Source organism: Mesorhizobium sp. Pch-S (assembly GCF_004136315.1).
Taxonomy (GTDB): Bacteria; Pseudomonadota; Alphaproteobacteria; order Rhizobiales; family Rhizobiaceae; genus Mesorhizobium.
The window spans coordinates 4,445,803-4,461,924 of sequence record NZ_CP029562.1 but is presented as its reverse complement, the minus strand read 5'-3'; the positions used below and the strand labels follow the sequence as shown (position 1 = coordinate 4,461,924).

Annotated in this window: 15 protein-coding genes; 7 read left to right on the top strand and 8 right to left on the bottom strand. The window is 61.8% G+C overall.

The genetic code is table 11. The annotated features are described in order from the left end of the window. Positions 1 to 66: 66 nt before the first annotated feature. Entirely contained in the window at positions 67 to 1,248 is a 1,182-nt protein-coding gene (locus tag C1M53_RS20945; RefSeq protein ID WP_129413985.1) for an aminotransferase class I/II-fold pyridoxal phosphate-dependent enzyme, read from the bottom strand. Positions 1,249 to 1,347: 99 nt separating this feature from the next. On the opposite strand from C1M53_RS20945, the gene C1M53_RS20940 reads away from it, so the two are divergent. Further along, positions 1,348 to 2,247, top strand: a complete 900-nt coding sequence (locus C1M53_RS20940; protein ID WP_129413984.1) for a LysR substrate-binding domain-containing protein — start codon at positions 1,348 to 1,350, stop codon at positions 2,245 to 2,247. 387 nt (positions 2,248 to 2,634) lie between these two features. Here C1M53_RS20940 and C1M53_RS20935 read toward each other — a convergent pair whose 3' ends face one another. Beyond that, positions 2,635 to 3,489: a DMT family transporter gene (locus C1M53_RS20935; RefSeq protein WP_165358199.1), complete on the bottom strand. Its 855-nt coding sequence runs from the start codon at positions 3,487 to 3,489 to the stop codon at positions 2,635 to 2,637. A gap of 32 nt (positions 3,490 to 3,521) precedes the next feature. Continuing rightward, positions 3,522 to 4,736: an alanine racemase gene (locus tag C1M53_RS20930; RefSeq protein WP_129413982.1), complete on the bottom strand. Its 1,215-nt coding sequence runs from the start codon at positions 4,734 to 4,736 to the stop codon at positions 3,522 to 3,524. Positions 4,737 to 4,969: 233 nt separating this feature from the next. Here C1M53_RS20930 and C1M53_RS20925 point away from each other — a divergent pair, with 233 nt between their 5' ends. Beyond that, a complete protein-coding gene (locus tag C1M53_RS20925) occupies positions 4,970 to 6,142 on the top strand; it encodes a hypothetical protein (protein WP_129413981.1) in 1,173 nt (390 codons plus the stop codon). A 549-nt stretch (positions 6,143 to 6,691) separates the two neighbouring features. On the opposite strand, the gene C1M53_RS20915 is transcribed toward C1M53_RS20925, so the two are convergent. From C1M53_RS20915 to C1M53_RS20895, 5 genes are all read right to left on the bottom strand, one after another. Then, complete coding sequence (locus C1M53_RS20915; protein WP_129413979.1) at positions 6,692 to 7,183, bottom strand: C45 family peptidase; 492 nt, start codon at positions 7,181 to 7,183, stop codon at positions 6,692 to 6,694. Positions 7,184 to 7,190: 7 nt separating this feature from the next. Then, the gene (locus C1M53_RS20910; protein WP_129413978.1) at positions 7,191 to 7,910 is read right to left on the bottom strand and encodes an amino acid ABC transporter permease; all 720 of its coding nucleotides are present in this window, start codon (positions 7,908 to 7,910) and stop codon (positions 7,191 to 7,193) included. After that, on the bottom strand, positions 7,907 to 8,554 hold the full coding sequence (locus tag C1M53_RS20905) for an amino acid ABC transporter permease (protein WP_129413977.1): 648 nt from the start codon (positions 8,552 to 8,554) through the stop codon (positions 7,907 to 7,909). The genes C1M53_RS20910 and C1M53_RS20905 overlap by 4 nt, the downstream gene beginning before the upstream one ends. 13 nt (positions 8,555 to 8,567) lie before the next feature. Then, complete coding sequence (locus tag C1M53_RS20900; protein ID WP_245488228.1) at positions 8,568 to 9,425, bottom strand: transporter substrate-binding domain-containing protein; 858 nt, start codon at positions 9,423 to 9,425, stop codon at positions 8,568 to 8,570. Positions 9,426 to 9,594: 169 nt separating this feature from the next. Further along, positions 9,595 to 10,416, bottom strand: a complete 822-nt coding sequence (locus tag C1M53_RS20895; RefSeq protein WP_129413976.1) for an IclR family transcriptional regulator — start codon at positions 10,414 to 10,416, stop codon at positions 9,595 to 9,597. A gap of 288 nt (positions 10,417 to 10,704) precedes the next feature. Between C1M53_RS20895 and aepX the strand changes: the two genes are divergently transcribed. Genes aepX through C1M53_RS20870 form a run of 5 tightly spaced genes read left to right on the top strand, consistent with a single transcriptional unit; the run spans position 10,705 to position 16,121 of the window. After that, positions 10,705 to 11,637 carry a phosphoenolpyruvate mutase gene (gene aepX / locus C1M53_RS20890; protein WP_129413975.1) on the top strand — a complete coding sequence of 311 codons (933 nt, stop codon included), beginning with the start codon at positions 10,705 to 10,707 and terminating at the stop codon, positions 11,635 to 11,637. Between the two features lie 54 nt (positions 11,638 to 11,691). Further along, entirely contained in the window at positions 11,692 to 12,903 is a 1,212-nt protein-coding gene (locus tag C1M53_RS20885; RefSeq protein WP_129413974.1) for an aminotransferase class I/II-fold pyridoxal phosphate-dependent enzyme, read from the top strand. A gap of 11 nt (positions 12,904 to 12,914) precedes the next feature. Beyond that, positions 12,915 to 13,709: a phosphocholine cytidylyltransferase family protein gene (locus C1M53_RS20880; RefSeq protein WP_129413973.1), complete on the top strand. Its 795-nt coding sequence runs from the start codon at positions 12,915 to 12,917 to the stop codon at positions 13,707 to 13,709. 28 nt (positions 13,710 to 13,737) lie between these two features. After that, positions 13,738 to 14,451 carry a CDP-alcohol phosphatidyltransferase family protein gene (locus C1M53_RS20875; protein ID WP_129413972.1) on the top strand — a complete coding sequence of 238 codons (714 nt, stop codon included), beginning with the start codon at positions 13,738 to 13,740 and terminating at the stop codon, positions 14,449 to 14,451. Positions 14,452 to 14,453: 2 nt separating this feature from the next. Then, the gene (locus C1M53_RS20870; RefSeq protein ID WP_129413971.1) at positions 14,454 to 16,121 is read left to right on the top strand and encodes an asparagine synthase-related protein; all 1,668 of its coding nucleotides are present in this window, start codon (positions 14,454 to 14,456) and stop codon (positions 16,119 to 16,121) included. The last annotated feature ends 1 nt before the right edge of the window (position 16,122 follow it).

The following is a 16,122-nucleotide window of genomic DNA, read 5'->3' as shown; positions in this document are numbered from 1 at the left end:
ATTCCGTCCAATATTGCCTTCTACCGATTCTATTCGTGAAAGTTATTGGACCATCACCGCATCGCCTTATGCTGCGGTTGCGGCATTCAAGGTGAGCGCCGCGAAGAAGCGTTCAAAATCCCTCCTGAGATCGTCCGGATGCTCGACGCCGACACTCAGGCGAAACAGATAGTCCGGGCCGGTCCAGGGCCGCACGCTCCGCAACGCCTTTACCGAGGTCGGAGCCATGAGGCTTTTGGTCCCTCCCCATGAGGCTCCGATGGATATCAGTTCCAGCGTATCCAGGGCAGAAAACGCCTGGTCGGCGTATCGCTGCTTGAGCGTGAACGTAAACACGCCGCAAGCGCCACTGAAATCGCGCTGCCATATTTCATGACCGGGATCTTCAGGCAGCGCCGGGTGGCTCACGGTCTCCACGCAGGGGTGTCTCGCGAGCCATGCAGCGATCTCAAGTCCGGAAGCGCTGGAGCGCTTGAGACGAACCGCCAGCGTTTCAATTCCGCGGGCAACGAGCGCGCAATCGTCTGGTGACGTGCCGATGCCCAATCGCCCGAAAGCTGCCTTGAGCTTCAGACCCAGGGAATCGTCCCTGGCGGTCACTGAACCCAGGATGAGATCGGAGTGACCAGAGAGATGTTTGCTGAGCGCCTCCACCACGACATCCGCGCCATGGCGCAACGGCCTGAAGTTGAGCGGCGAGGCCCAGGTGTTGTCGCAGCCGACGAGAACGCCGTGGGCATGCGCCATCTCGACGATCGCCGGAACGTCCTGCATCTCCAGGGTAACAGAGCCGGGAGACTCGGCCCACACCAGCCGCGTCGAGGAGTTGATGAGCCCGTCGAGTTCCTTCAGGTCGAGAGGATCATAGAAAACCGCCTCTATTCCAAGCGCCGGCAGTTCATGCGTCGCAAAATCGCGCACTGGGCCGTAGACGGTATCGGGTATCAATATCCTTTCGCCCGACTTTGCGAGAGCGAGCATCGTGCAAGCAACCGCAGCCTGCCCCGAAGGGGCCAGAACGGTGCGGGCACCTTCTTCGAGTTCGGTAATCTTCTTTTCGAGATAGCGGTGCGTGGGCGTGCCATAGAGCCCATAGACATACCCGTCCGCATCGCGCTCGAAGCGGGCGGCAAAGGACGCTGCGTCCGGATAGCGGATCGTCGAGGCACGGTGGATCGGCACGGTCAGACTGTCGTAGCCAGCCAGACTTACCGGGACCTTCGACACCGACCTTGTTTCATCATGCATGCCATTCATCTCCTGTTGAGACGTTGTTGACACGCGGTGGACTATTCTGTCCAATATCAACATGATGTCATTCAATTCATTTTAGTTATAGGAAAATTCATGGATGTCCGGTTGATCGAAACTTATCAGGCCGTGATGACCTACGGCACGACCTCGCGGGCCGCTGAAATTCTGGGCATCTCTCAACCTGCGGTCAGCAAGGCGATCATGACGCTGGAGCGCTCCATCGGGTTCCAGCTGTTTGACAGGGAAAAAGGGCGAATGATCCCCTCGGCCGAGGGTCAACTTTTCTTTCGCGAGGTCCAGATATCCCTCGCAGGCCTTGCCAAGCTACGCAGCGCGGCAGCGCGCATTCGCGACTATGGCTCGGGCGACATCCGGGTGGCTTGCCTGTCGGCCTTCAGCACGAACTTGCTGCCAAGCGCCATAGCAAGGTTTCGTCAGAGAAATCCCAAGGTTGCCGTGTCGTTCTATGTGAGCGGATCCTCTTCGATACGGGACATGGTGGCAGCAAACCAGCTCGACATCGCGATCACTGCGGACGAGATAGACACGAACGGCCTGGAGGCGATTCCGTTTGCCGAAATTCCGGCTACCTTGGCCATCCCTCCAGGGCATCCCCTGGCCCGGAAAGATGTCGTGCATCCCGCCGACCTCGATCGCCTGCCCTTCGTTGCCCTCGCTCCGGAAGATACCACCCGCCACGAGGCCGAGGCCATATTCGCGAAGTACGGCGTGGCCCCGCAGGTGGTGGTGGAGACGGCATATTCGTCGACGGTCTGCGCATTGGTTCTGGCGGGCTTGGGCTGTGGCATCGTCGATCCCGTGACCGCCACGGGCTACATTGAACGTGGCGTCACGCTACGACCTTTGGTGCCGTCCGTAAGCTTCCGAACGCTGATGCTTTTTCCCAATCAGAAGAGATCGAGAATTGTCACCGAAATGGCCGACGCCTTGACAAAAGAGCGGTCGAAACTCGTTGACGCACGCCGGAGCTAGCGAGACAGCTGTTTTCGGCAACTTGGACAACAGTCCGCTCGCCATGCTTCTACTTGGTGTTGTCGAGATGAACGCCACGGTGCGGGAATTGGTGCCCGGAAGACGAGCCCTATCCCCTATCTGCCAAACACCTCACGGCGTTTCGCGGGCAGCACAGCAAGCCTGCCCGCCAACGACGCCGCCAGCACTCACGAACTGATGGCGCAATTCAGTTGGCCGAAGGTCGAGCAGGCCGAAACCCGCGCATGCAGAGCAAATAGAAAGGCCCTGACGTCAATTCTCTGGCCGCGTTACCGATCAGTTGGAAATCGAAAACGCAGGGTGTCTGCCCGCGCAGGGAAATCGATGGTTTGCCGGGTGATTGGCCAGAGGGCAAGACGCGGCATTCTAGTTCGACAGATACGAACTTGCCGGCTTGCGATCGACGCTGAGCAGGAAGGCGAGAACCGAGATAAGGATGATGGAACCGCCGAGTATGGTGGACCGCGCCGGCACCTCGTGGAAAGCCAGCCAGACCCAGATCGGTGCGATCGGGGTCTCCACGGCGCCGATAAGCGCGGCATCACGCGCCGGCAGATAGCGCAGGCTCAGGCCGAAGGTCAGGAAGCCGAGCGTCATCTGCACGAGTCCGAATGAAGCCAGCCAGGCCATGTCCTTCGGCGCGACAGCGAGCGGGCTTGCGAACGGCAACACGGCCACCGCGCACAATATGTTGGACAGGATCAGGGTCTCAGCCACCGGGAACCTTTCGTTCCCCCGCATGGCGATGGCCATAAGAGCCATAAGAAGCGTCATGATCAGCGCCAGGAAATCACCAGTAAAACCACCTCCCGAAAGGGCCGACGCCCCCACGGTCAGGACGGCACCCGCAATGGCAGCGACCCCGGCCACCAGCGCGACCGATGGCGGTCTGTCGCCGAGCAGGACCCAGGAAAGGGCCGCGACGATCAGAGGCGCCCCGGCATGAATGACCGCGACATTTGCGACCGTCGTGTTCCGCAGCGCGAAGATGAAGGCAACCATTGCCGTCGACGACATGCCGGCAACCAGCCATGCCGCGGGTGTGAGCCTGCCTGCGATGCCGCTCAGGGGTTCTCGCAGCACCAGCGTCAGGAACATCAGCACGAAAACCGCGCTGAAGGTGCTGCGCCAGAACAGCAACGTCCAGCTGTCGACCGCGATCAACCGCGAGAATAGACCACCCGTGCTCCAGAACACCGCAGCCAGAACGGCCAGAGCCACACCCGCATTCCGATTGCCGATGGAGGACATGGCTAGATGCCGCCCAGGACGGCGCGATCGCCGATTGAAGGCGGCAGCCCGAGCATTTCGGGTGCAGGATAGCTCTGGGGCCAATCGAACGGTCCGGTTTCCCCGTTGCCATCCTGCCGATGGCGCTTGAGGCAACCCGATCCCAGCCGCATGACGATCTCCTGGGCATTGACGCCGATCTCCGTGGCAAGGTCGCCAACCCCGAATTCGTCGTCCAGGAACTGCGCCCAAGCGCCAGCGCCGCAGAGCTCGGATGGCACGTCCGTCACGTCGACCGTGACGTACTCCATTGATATGCGCCCTACGACGGGAGCGGCGTGGGCACCGAAGCGAACAGAAATTCTGCCGGCGCAGGCCCAAGGCAGGCCTTGGGCATAGCCGATGCCGACGATCGCGATCCGGCTGTTGCGACGGGCCCGGAATGTCGCCCCGTATCCCACGGCTTCGTGCGCGGAGACTTCCCGAACCGCAAGCACCCGGGCACGCAGGCGCAGGACGCAACGCAGCGGATTGGGATGGACACCCGCATTGTTGAGCCCGAACAGGGCCGACCCGATGCGGGCGAGATCGAAATGGAACGACCTGTCGAGCCACGCTCCCGCCGACGCGACCAGACTGCTCGCCACAGGCCGGACCAGTCCGCGCAAGGTTTCAAATCGTTGTTTCTGCACTTCATTCATGGTGTTCGACGCGTTTTCGCTGCACGCCAGATGACTGATCAGGATCCGTGGCGGATGCTTGGAAAACCATCCTTTCCTACAGAAATCTGCAACCTCCGACGGGGAAAGGCCGAGCCGGGAGAAGCCGGTGTCGACATTGAGCAGATAAGGATCGGCCGCGGCCGTCCGGAAGTGGAAGTCCATCTCCTCCGCGGTGTTGATCACCGGCAGGATGTCCTCCAGACGATAGATCCGCTTGAAGCGGACATAGTCGTCATGGAAAACAGCGATCCTGGCAAACGGGCAGACCGCACGCAGTCTCAGGGCTTCTTCCAGATTGGCGACGAAAAAGGACGTGCAGCCCACATCCCACAAAGTTCTGGCGATTGGCTCCAGGCCGAGTCCGTAGGCATCGCTCTTGACCACTGCAGCGGTGATGACGTCGGAACCCAGAAGACCGGTCAAAACGACGTAGTTGGCGCGCACCGCATCCAGATCGACCTCCAGGACCGCACTGTCCAGTGGCAGGTATCGCGCAACGTTGGCGGCTTGCGTCATTCCTTGGTCTCCACCTTGCCGTTCCCTCCGCACGGCGATGCGCCAGCAGGTAAGCTTGGAGGCTATCCAGTATGGATGACAGGCATCTTTCAGAAGCGTGACAGCCATCGGATTTTCAGATGGATCGATCTCAAAGATGGTCGGTACGCCGCGTCCTAAAAGTTGCTGTCACAAACGGCCGCCATTGTCGGGCGCATTGAACCAAACCACCAACTCTGACGCGGGACGCACACATGGCACTCAACACAGGCGACCATCCTACCAGGATACTGATACTCGGCTGCGGCGTTCTCGGCGGCGGCGTCCTTGATTTTCTGAGCCAGAGCGGCCGCGACTACGACATCCACATCGCGGCACGCGATGGCCATAAGGTAACGCTGCGCGCGAACCTGGCGCGCTACACCGCGGCCAATCTCGGCCATCACGCCAGCATCAAGGTCGCCGCCGTCGACCTGATGGATGTCGAGGCGACCGCGGCTTATCTCGCCGCGATTCAGCCGGACATCATCTTCAATGCAACGACCCTGCATTCGTGGTGGGTGATCACCCAGCTGCCTCATGCCGCCTTCCAGCGTCTGGATCAGGCGCGCGGCGGTGTCTGGGCAGCCATGCATCTGGTTCTGGTGCGACGCCTGATGCAGGCGGTCGGCATGTCGGGTGTGCAGGCCAAGGTCGTCAACGCTTCATATCCAGATGTGACCAATGCGGCACTCGCTGCCGAAAACGCCTCCCCCCTGATCGGCATCGGCAACATCGCCAACGCCGTTCCGGGAATCCAGCTCGCCGCCGCCCATCTTCTCGGCTGTGACGTCAGGCGCGTCGCCGTGCGCTTCTTTGCCCATCATTTCCTGAGCTATCGCATGCCGAGCTCAGGCGGAACGGACGGTGCGCCATATCATCTGACGTTCTATCTCGACGGCAAGGCCCTGCCGTCCGACGCAATCGATCATGGTGCAGTGTTCGAAACTGTCGCCGGACGCTTCCGGCGCGTGAAGGGTCTGGCCGGGCAGTCGGTGACCGCCTCTTCAGCGACCGCCGTTTTGCGGACGCTGGCCGATGGCATTGACCGCGTCGTCCATGCACCGGGGCCCTTGGGTCTCGTCGGCGGCTACCCCGTCAGGATTTCGCCGGACGGACTGTCCGTCGATCTGCCGGAAGGGCTGTCGATCGATGAGGCTCTCGCCATCAATCGTGCCTGTCAGAAGTTCGATGGCATCGACTCCGTCGAGGCGGACGGCACCATCCGCTTCATGGCGGATTCCGCCGCGATCATCCGCGAAGAAATCGGCTTCGACTGCCCGGCCGTACCTCTCGCGGATTGCGAAGAGATCGCGCATGAACTTGCAGCAAGGTTTGCTGAGTATCGGCACGCGCAACTGGCGAAATCGGACCTGACCGCCGCCTGACCGTTCCGTTTGATGCAAGACTGTGCGCAACGAATGCGCCGACGCGGGGAAGACCGAGACAGACATGCATCACGCCGGCGGCGGGATCGCACACGATGGAACACGCGGTCTCGGTTGCTTCCTCGCGCGAGTAGCTCTTCGCTACGGCATTGGGAGCTCCCGCCCGGTTGCGCAGCACGCGCATGGCATCGGCAACAGAATTGAGGGACCCGGCCGCCCCTGCGAGCGAGGTGTATCTGTCATAAGTCGACGGATACACCTGCTGCAGCAGGGCGGGGTTCTCGACAGCCTTCGTCTGGCTGAGCAACGCATGATTGGTGTGGAAGAGTGGCCCGTCGTCGCCAAGAATTCTGACACCGGCCTTCGGCGACACTTCGACCCCCGCTATCCGGCCGGAAGCATCGCCGAGCAGGTAGGTTCGTCCCCCCATGTGCGGCAATCGCGGCATGAGACGCAGCGCACCCGTTATGTCCGGCTCGGACAGGATCATGCGGCGCACCACCTGGCTGGGCAAGCCCGCCGTCGCTGTGTCGAGCATGAGATCGTTGGTCACCAGACCAGCCCGGAGCCATTCTGGCCAACCCAGCCCAGCGTGCCCCTGGAGGCCACCGTGGCCAGTCGAAATCCGTCAGGACCCGTATGCATGAACAGCACCAGACCGGATTTCGCGCCTCTCGGAGCATCCCAGTTCTGGCCAACAACCGCACCGCTCCCACCGTTGAAGGCGAGCGCGCTGCAGCCCGTCGGCGAAGGCTCTCCAAAAAACTCGAAACCGATATTGAGGAAGATATCCTCGACCGCGCAACCTGCGCCGTCGGCCATTCCCTCGATCTCGGCCGCGATGGCAGGCGCAAGAGCGGTCATGGTCCGCCAGGACGCTTCCGCCGTGCGTCGTGCCGTGCGCAGGGCCCGTGCCGAAAAAGCCTTTGCAAGCCGATCCAGAGCCGAGACGATATCGCGCTCGAACGCCGCGCCATGCTGATGGCCACGCTCATAGGGCGTGCCCCGCAGGGCCATGACCGGAAGTGAGGCCCGTGTCATTGGCACCTCATCTCGCCAACTCGGCCAGCCGCGCCGGCCGCCTGTATGGTCGCAGGCCTTGCGGTTGCCGGCCCTGAAGGCTGTTCATCCGCCGTTCGACGGCGCGCGCCAGCAGTGAAGCCGGCCAGCCGAGCGCAAGGTAGAAAAGGCCGGCGAACAGGAAGACATGCAGCGGCATGAAGCTCTCGGACATGATCGCGCGCGCGGTCAAGGTGAGTTCGTTGACGCCGATCAGCGCGCAGACGGAGCTGTCCTTCAGCACCGAGATCAAGGCTATGATCAGGGGACCCGACATCTGGCGCACGGCCTGGGGAATGACAACGAACCGCAGGCACAGCAGACGTGGCAGTCCAAGGGCGCGCGCAGCCTCCCACTGCCCCTGCTCTACCGTCTGCATTCCCGCTCGCAACACCTCCGCCAGATAGGCGCCGTGCACAAGGACAAGGCCGAGCGTGCCCGCAAGAAATGGTGACAGCGTCAAGCCGATGCCGGGCAGGACGAAATAGAGCATGTAGAGAACGATCAGCAGCGGAATGGCCCGCAGAACCCAGACATACCAGCTGACAAAGTCGCGGAGCCTCGCGCTGCGGGACGTCCTCATCGCTTCCAGGGCAAGACCGAGCAGAAACGCGCCGCAAAAGCCGGCTGCGGTCAAGACGAGGGTGAGAGACGCGGCCGCGAACAGGCGCGGACCCCAGTCGACGAAATAGAGAGCCAGCTCGTTCATTCCTGGACCGCCGCCTGTTCAACCAGTCTTGTCAGGCGAAACAGGATGAAGGCAATACCAAGATAGATGCACGCCGCGAGCCCATAGATCAGTCCAGTCTCGAATGTGCGGTTCACCAGCATACGCGCCTGGAACATGAGCTCCGGCGCAGCGATCGCTGCGGCCAGCGTGGTGTCCTTGACGAGGGCGAGCGCATAGTTGCCGACCGGTGGCAAACTTACGCGCCAGGAATTGGGGACGATCACCAACCGAAAGGCGAGGATACTCGAAAGGCCCAGCGCCCGAGCCGGCTCGCTCTGCTTCGCTGCCACCGACCGGAATGCCGTGGTAAAGACTTCCACAAGCACCGCCGATCCTATGATGCCCAATCCGACCGTGGCTGCCGGCACGGGCGGAAGCCGGATCCCGACATGAGCCAGACCAAAATACACGAGAAGCAGCCAGATAAGGCTGGGTATGTTGCGCAGCGTCTCCGCATAGATCGCAACGAGTGTATCAAGCAGCCTGGACCGAAGCAGAAAACTCGCCGAAGCCATCATGAAACCGAGGCAAATCGCCAGGGCCAGCGCGCCGGAGGCGATCATGACGCTGATTTTCGCGCCATCCAGCAGCACCGACAGGACAAAGCCGAAGTCGACCACCATGCAAGCCCACCTGCTATTGCCGACACCGCGGGGCTACCCAATCGACTGGCCTGTCGATGCCGGCTCGGAAATTGTCGGTCGAGGGAAGGAAATTCGTCTCACTCAGCAGGCCATAGTGCTTGCCGATCTGCCGGACCTGACAATCAGACCACAGCAGCCTGATCTCACGGCTGAGATCGTCGGCGAGCGCCTGATTGTTCCTGGAGAGGCCGAAGACGTACTGCCGCCCCGTGCTCGTCAACAGGGGAAAGTCCGGATTGTTGTCGATGAACGGCACCGTGTGCAGCCGCCAGTCCGGATTTCGTGAGATCGCATAGTCGATGGCCGGCGGATCACCGATCATCGCGTCGATCCTGCCGATGACAAGGTCACGCATCGCCGCGTCCGGTGTGTCGTAGAGCACCAGTTGAAGGCCGGGCAGCCGCCTCAGTTCGACCAGAAACCCGAATCCGATCATCGACCCGACCGTCTTGTTCTCCAGGTCCGCCAGACGGTTCCAGTTCTGGCCAATCTTCTGGGTGATCCCGTTCTGGAAATAGGCCGTGGGATCGGTCATGGTGAGTACGCCGGCCCGTTGCCGTGTCCAGGCAACATTGCCACCGATGATATCGACCTCCCCGGACTGCGTCGCAGCGATCGCACCGGACCATTCCATCGGAACCGGCCTGATCTTGAGGCCAAGTCTCGTCGCTGCCATCTGGAGGATTTCGCCGTCATATCCCGAAAGCGAACCATCGAGCGCGACAAGGCCCGGCATATCCCCGGTGATCGCGACGCTCAGCGTTCCAGGTTCGCTCAGTTGATACCGTTCCGACGCAAGAGCTGCCTTCGACAGCACCATCGTCATCAGCACGCAGAGCACGACAGCCACGAAAGTTCCAGTCGCACGCCGATCGCAAACCATCTGCCCCAACACTCCATACGAAAGGGGAATCCAGCCTATCGATATCCGTAATATGAGTGAACTCTAAACCTTGCCGGCTTACTTGTAAACATTCGCAAAGAGGCAGGAATTGTGACGTCGCCAGGCCTTGGGATGATCACCTGGCCGGGCGCTGACGGAACATGATCTCCAGCGGATTGATCTGCTCTTCCAGCTGCTGCACTTCCCGCCGGACCAGCGGAAGCAACTGTTCGAACCGCTCTTGCGGCAGCCTCGCGCTGGTCATGTTCACGGCGATTGCCACCCCGCTCGGCCTTTGCCCAGGGCTGATCGCGACGGCGAACGCCGATATCCCCGCGACCAGGTCACCCCTGTCGAGAGCATAACCTTCCTGGCGTATTGCCGGCAGCAGGCTGCGGACGCGACCCGCCGTCAGGCCATGGTGCTGCGGATAGAGCGGCGAGTTCGCCTCGATGATGGCGTCGGCCTCCAGCGGCGGCAATGAAGCCAGGATCGCCAGACTGGCCGAGCCGACACCCAGCGGTATCTGCCCGCCTATGCCGCCGGTAAGGCTGTCAATCATGTAGGTGCCCTGGTGACGATCCACGCAGATCGCATTGACCCCCGACCGGGCCATCAGGAAGACGGTGTCGCCGGTGGCCGCGCCGATGCGCGTCAGCGCCGGCTGCGCCAGTGTACGCAGCCCGGACTCGTCGGCAGCATGGACGCCCAGAACAAAAAGGCCCAGCCCGAGCCTGTAGCGCTTTGTGAGGCTGTCGCGATCGATCAGCCGATGGCGCTCAAGGGCGACGGCGATCCGATGCGCGGTCGGCTGCTTGAGATTCAGCCCGTCACTGATGTCGGCGATGCTGGCGCCGCCCGACCCTGCCGCCTGGCCGACGAAATTCAGCACCGCTACCGCGCGGTCCAGAAGTTGCGTCCCGCTCGCCAGCTCCGTCTCTTTGACCGTCTTTGGCATCAGCAGCGTGTATCTCAGGACCCAGTTGCCTCCCAAATGCCTGATACCGCCCAGCTTGACAAGTCTATGCCCATTTGTCCATAGCCGGCTAAAAAGTGATATCCATAATCCGGATATTTTTTGAATTGACAACCATAATGTGGTGTGACTAACGTATGACAGTTCGGTGACGCTCAAGCAAATTGTGGCGCTTCCCAATCGGCCGGCCCGTGACAAGGCCGGCGGAAACGCCTCACGCTTGAATTGTCGGAACGAACGGCAATGCACCTCAACTGGGAGCGAGCAGTGATGTCGCACGTTGGAGAATCCGGCCTTTCAAACACCGTCGTTTCGGCAGCAGCCAAGCCGAGCCTGCGGGGAATAATCCAGGCCAATACACTCGGTTTCATCATGGAAGCGCATGACGCGCTTTCGGCCACCATCGCGGAGCGCGCAGGCTTCAAGGGACTATGGGCGTCCGGCCTGTCGATTGCATCGAGCCTTGGTTATCGCGATGCGAATGAAGCATCCTGGACGCAACTCGTCGAAGTCGTCGAGCGGATGGCCGATGCGGCTTCAATCCCGATCCTTGTCGATGGAGACAGCGGCTTTGGGAATTTCAACAATGCGCGGCTCGCGGCCAAGAAGCTGTTCCAGCATGGCGCAGCCGGCGTCTGCCTTGAGGACAAGGGCTTTCCCAAGATGAACTCCTTCGTCGGTGATCGCCATCCGCTGGCGGAGATCGGTGAGTTCTGCGGACGGCTGCGCGCGGTGAAGGACACGCTTGGTTCCGAGGACTTCGTGCTGGTCGCGCGCGTCGAAGCGCTGATCGCGGGTTACGACCAGCAGGAAGCACTGATGCGTGCACATGCCTATGCGGACGCCGGCGCTGATGCGATCCTCATCCATTCACGCAAGTCGGACGCCAGCGAGATCCTGGCCTTCGCCAGGGAATGGAGCAACCGCCTGCCACTGGTGATCGTCCCCACCAAATACTATCGCACGCCAGTGGATGAATACCGTGCGGCCAAGATATCGACGGTGATCTGGGCCAACCACAACATGCGTGCGGCCGTCTCGGCCATGCGCCAGGTCTGCGAACGCATCCTTCGCGAAGGGACGATCGCCGGCATCGAAAACGAGGTCGCCACACTGGACGATGTGTTCGACCTGCTCAACTACCGCGAACTGGCGGAAGCCGAGACACGTTACCTTCCTCCGGCGGCGGTCGCCGCCGAGTAGCGCCGGGTCTGATCCGCTCCACCAACCATCACAACAACATCATGAGGGCCGACAATGTTGGCACAACGTACGAGGCTTTTTGCGTCGTCGGGAACGGCTGCCGCCCGCGCAGCCGCCAAGGCGGCGTCCGATGCCGGCAAGGAGGTCATCGACCTTACCGCCGGAGAAATATGGTCTGACCTTGCGCCGAGCATCCGTGAGGGTGCGCTGGCCGCCATTGAGCGCGGCGAGAACCGCTACACCGACACGGTCGGGCTTCGCGAACTGCGCGAAGCCCTCGCCGCAAAGGTGTCCCGCGAAACCGGGCAGGTCTGGCATACCGACGAAATCGCGGTCACGAGCGGCGCCAAGCAGGCCCTGTTCAATGCGGCGATGGTCCTGCTGGATCCGGGCGACGAAGTCATCATCCCGAGTCCCTATTGGACGACCTTCCCGGCGCAGGTTCTGATCGCTGGCGGACGACCGGTGCATGTCGACACACGCGCCAGCGGTTTTGTTCCAAGACCGCAGGAACTCGAGCGTGCCATCACACCGAAGACACGCGCGATCGTGATCAATACGCCCAGCAATCCGACAGGCGCCGTCTATGACCAGATCACCCTTGAGCACATCGCCAACCTGGCGATCCGCCACGATCTCTGGATCATCTTCGATGAGTGCTACGGGGCATTTGCGCATGCGCCGCATGTCCACCACCCCATAGTCTCGCTGGTGCCGGAGGTTCGGTCGCGAACCGTCATCATCAACGCGTATTCCAAGACACTTGCCCTGACGGGCTGGCGCATTGGGTATATGGCCGGCCCAAAGAGCGTGATCGACGCAGCCAAGGCACTGCAGTCCCACACGACATCGAACCCCAATGTGATCGCCCAGCACGCGGTCCTGGAGCATCTGCAGCGCGGTGACGGCAGTTATGAAAGACGCCTCTCTGATCAGCTGGCGCAGGCCCGACGGCTAGGACTCGACATCCTGTCGCGCCAGACGCTTGCACCGCTGCCATCGGCGCAGGGCGGATTCTACTTCTACCTGGATCTCGGCAGCCTTCTAGATATCGGCCCGGGTTCAGCCACGCCGCGGAGCGCGGATGACGCCGTAAATGCCTTGCTTGCCGAGGCCGGCGTCGCCGGTGTGTCGGGCAGCGCCTTCGGCGACCACATGGGTCTGCGCCTCTCTTACGGGATCACCCACGACAAGCTTGCCCTTGGTCTGGAGAGGCTCGTCGAAACCTTTGAATCTTGGACCAAGGCATCCCGCAACGTAGCTTAAGGAAAACTCTCATGTTCAGGACTGAAGTACCGCAAAGCGCAGTCATCCTGGCTGCAGGCATGGGGTCGCGGCTGCGGCCGTTGACAGACTTCCGGCCAAAACCCCTCGTAGAGGTTCTCGGCGTTTCGATCATCCACAACGCACTGCGCAATCTCGGCGCCATGGGTGTGAAATCGGCCACCATCGTCGTCGGCTACCGCAAGGATGCAATCGAGTATGCCTGTGGCGACCGCTTTGCCGGCGTCGACATCGACTACGTCGAATCCACTGTCTATGACCGCACCGGCAGCGCCTATTCACTCTGGCTGGCACGTCACACCCTGCTGAGCGGAGATATCTTCCTGCTCGAAGGAGACGTCTTCTTCGAAAGGCAGGCCCTGGTGTCGCTGCTGGCGACGGGCGCAGGCGATGTGGCCGCGGTGGCGCCGTTCACGGAAGACATGGAGGGCTCCGCCGTCGTTCTTGGTCCGACCTCGACCATTGCGGAAGTACGCATGAAGCAGACTGCGGCAGACCTGAACCAGCCAGGAGCGCCACGGCTGTTCAAGACGCTGAACCTGTTCCGTTTTTCCCGCGCGACGCTTTCAGGCGTCATCGTCCCTGCCCTCGACGACCTGATCGGCACGGGAGCCGGGACGACCTACACCGAGCAGGTTCTGGCGCAGCTGATCGGTCGCGGCCTGAAGATCGCTGCGGCGCGCTGCGACACCGTCAAATGGTATGAAATCGACAACCAGGCGGATCTGAAAATGGCGGAAAATCTCTTCGCCCCGCCTGAGCTGCCCGTTTTGTCGCAAGCTTCTTGAGCACGGCCCAGGCCGGGGAGGAACGCACATGCTCCGTCAACTTGCCGATCCCGCAAACGCCATCACCGGTACAGGTCTCGTCCTCTCCGTTGTCGGCATCAGCCTGGCGCTTGTCGGCCAACCCGAAGCAGGTGTCGCGGTGGCGCTCTGGGCACTGCTGGCCGACCATCTCGATGGTGTGGTCGCGAAGCGCACCAGGGGCCGAGCGCCCGAGACAGGGGAAGTCGGCAAGAACCTCGACTCCCTGGCGGATCTGGTGAGCGCGGGCGTTTTTCCCGCGGTCACCCTGATCGGCGTCGGACAGGGTTCATTTCTGTCGGTCGTCGCGGCGGCAACACTGGTTCTGGCGAGCGCACTGCGCCTGAGCTATTTCAATGTCTTCGGCTCTCCCGGCGGACGCTTCATCGGCGTTCCGACCACCTATGCATTGCCGGTGACAGCTGTGATGTTCCTGGCCCGCCCCCTGATCCCAGCCGGCGCTTTTCCCGATCTGCTGGCCCTGGCTCTCTTTGCACTGGCTGCCTTGCACGTCGCACCGGTCCGGATCCCCAAAACGGCCGGGGCTATGTATGTGGTTGTCACGGTCTTCTGCGTAGCCGCCTCGCTCGCCCTAGCCTTCGGTCCGTGGCGGGTCGGGAAGACGCCCGATCTGAGGCCCGGTCAGGCCGAAAATTCCGAACCTGCGGCGCCAGGCCTGTCCCCGTCGCCGACCAGTCTCGTGTTGAATGTCCCGGGGCGTTGAGCATGTTCACCGTCATAGAACTTTCAGCATCGTCGACGCAGGGCATCGCCAATCAGACAAAGGCGATCACAGGCCCGGGATTCGCGATCGAAACCGGCGGAATGTCGCTTGAGGTCTCTGGCCGCCCGCGTCTTCTGGATGGAATGGATTCGGTCGAGTTCGATCCCGCCAGATTCATTACGCTGTTCGCGCAGACCGGGATCGCAGCTTTCGACCATCTGGACGGGCAGTTCGCGATCGCGCTGTTCGACGGCACCAGCAGGACCGCATACCTGGCGCGCGACCCGTTCGGCACGGTCCCCCTTTACAGAGCACGCACCCGGACGCTGCTGGCATATGCCGTTTCCATGGCAGACCTCCTGCAACTTGAAGGGGTGGCCAGGGACTATGACGGGTCGGCCATCGCCTACTTCCTGCGCGAAGGCTGGGCGCCGCCTTTTACATCATTCCTCAAGACGGTGAGACCGGTAAGGCCCGGTTACCTTGAGATTGTCACGCCGGAAGCGCACAAGATCCACCGTTTGCATCCACGGCCCGGCGACTATCCTTTGCCGGTGCAGGCGTCCTCGCCTGGGGTCCTGCTTTCCCGGATTCGGAAAGCTGTTCGCGACAGCGGCCCGACCAGCGGCCTGCGGATCGGCGTGACGCTGAGCGGCGGCATCGATTCCGCGGCCATCACGGCCTTGTTGCGTGAGGCCTATCCGGGCGAACGACTGGATACGTTCACTGTCGGCTACGGTCCCGACGATCCCGAAATCCGTGGCGCACGCGCAACGGCCGCGCATTTCGGGACCTCCCATCACGAACTGTTCGTCGGCCCGTCGGACGTTCGTGATCATGTCGAAGAGACCGTGGCGATCCTCGGCAACCCCGGCGGCTATGATGAACTGCCGTGCCTCAGCGCACTCTGGAGTCTGGCTGCCAGGCATGTCGACGTCCTCTACTCCGGCAACGTCAGCGATGCGATCTTCGCTGGCATGTCGACCCACCGCCGGCTCTGGCGGCAAAGGACGGTTGAGCGTTACCTTCGCCCCCTGGGCATCAAGCAAGCCGTCGACCAAGGTGTTCATCACAAGGCTCAGCCCGGTTCAGAACCCTGTTCTGTCGTCGGGCATGACAACGCTTCAGGCGGATTTCGGCATTGGCTCGGGCATACCTCGACACTGTTTGATGCGCTCAAATCCGACCTCGATACCTGGGACGAGCGCACCGGTGCCCAAACGTTGCTGGCCCGCCATCATGGCATCGAGCTGCGCGCGCCGTTCGCGCACAAGCAGCTCATTGAATTTGCCCTGCAGATGCGTGACGCCGACAAGGTCAACATGCTTGGGGTGAAGCGGCTCTTCCGACGTTCGCTGCGCTCCATTGTGCCGGCCTCGATCCGCTATCGTCGAAAGGGCATCCAGCACCTTCGTTATGACGCTGAAATGCAGACCGTGGTTCTCGAATTGCTCGAACACTACCTGCCTGCAAGGACTCTCCGGTCTCGCGGCCTGCTTGATCCATCATCAGCCGACAGGATCAAGGCGGATGTGCGGTCAGGGCTGACACCGACGAATTTCAGATACGCCTGGAATGCAATCCTGTTTGAGATCTGGTGCAGGACATTCATCGACAGCGTTGGAGCACCAGCCGGGCGTGCAGATCCGCTTGCCGTAGCAGGAGGATGAC

Excerpts from the sequence above, each read along its gene's own strand:
- C1M53_RS20945 (WP_129413985.1), bottom strand. The coding sequence starts at position 1,248 with ATGCATGATGAAACAAGGTCGGTGTCGAAGGTCCCGGTAAGTCTGGCT.
- C1M53_RS20940 (WP_129413984.1), top strand. The coding sequence starts at position 1,348 with ATGGATGTCCGGTTGATCGAAACTTATCAGGCCGTGATGACCTACGGC.
- C1M53_RS20930 (WP_129413982.1), bottom strand. The coding sequence starts at position 4,736 with ATGACGCAAGCCGCCAACGTTGCGCGATACCTGCCACTGGACAGTGCG.
- C1M53_RS20925 (WP_129413981.1), top strand. The coding sequence starts at position 4,970 with ATGGCACTCAACACAGGCGACCATCCTACCAGGATACTGATACTCGGC.
- C1M53_RS20915 (WP_129413979.1), bottom strand. The coding sequence starts at position 7,183 with ATGACACGGGCCTCACTTCCGGTCATGGCCCTGCGGGGCACGCCCTAT.
- C1M53_RS20910 (WP_129413978.1), bottom strand. The coding sequence starts at position 7,910 with ATGAACGAGCTGGCTCTCTATTTCGTCGACTGGGGTCCGCGCCTGTTC.
- C1M53_RS20905 (WP_129413977.1), bottom strand. The coding sequence starts at position 8,554 with ATGGTGGTCGACTTCGGCTTTGTCCTGTCGGTGCTGCTGGATGGCGCG.
- C1M53_RS20895 (WP_129413976.1), bottom strand. The coding sequence starts at position 10,416 with ATGCCAAAGACGGTCAAAGAGACGGAGCTGGCGAGCGGGACGCAACTT.
- aepX (WP_129413975.1), top strand. The coding sequence starts at position 10,705 with ATGTCGCACGTTGGAGAATCCGGCCTTTCAAACACCGTCGTTTCGGCA.
- C1M53_RS20885 (WP_129413974.1), top strand. The coding sequence starts at position 11,692 with ATGTTGGCACAACGTACGAGGCTTTTTGCGTCGTCGGGAACGGCTGCC.
- C1M53_RS20880 (WP_129413973.1), top strand. The coding sequence starts at position 12,915 with ATGTTCAGGACTGAAGTACCGCAAAGCGCAGTCATCCTGGCTGCAGGC.
- C1M53_RS20875 (WP_129413972.1), top strand. The coding sequence starts at position 13,738 with ATGCTCCGTCAACTTGCCGATCCCGCAAACGCCATCACCGGTACAGGT.
- C1M53_RS20870 (WP_129413971.1), top strand. The coding sequence starts at position 14,454 with ATGTTCACCGTCATAGAACTTTCAGCATCGTCGACGCAGGGCATCGCC.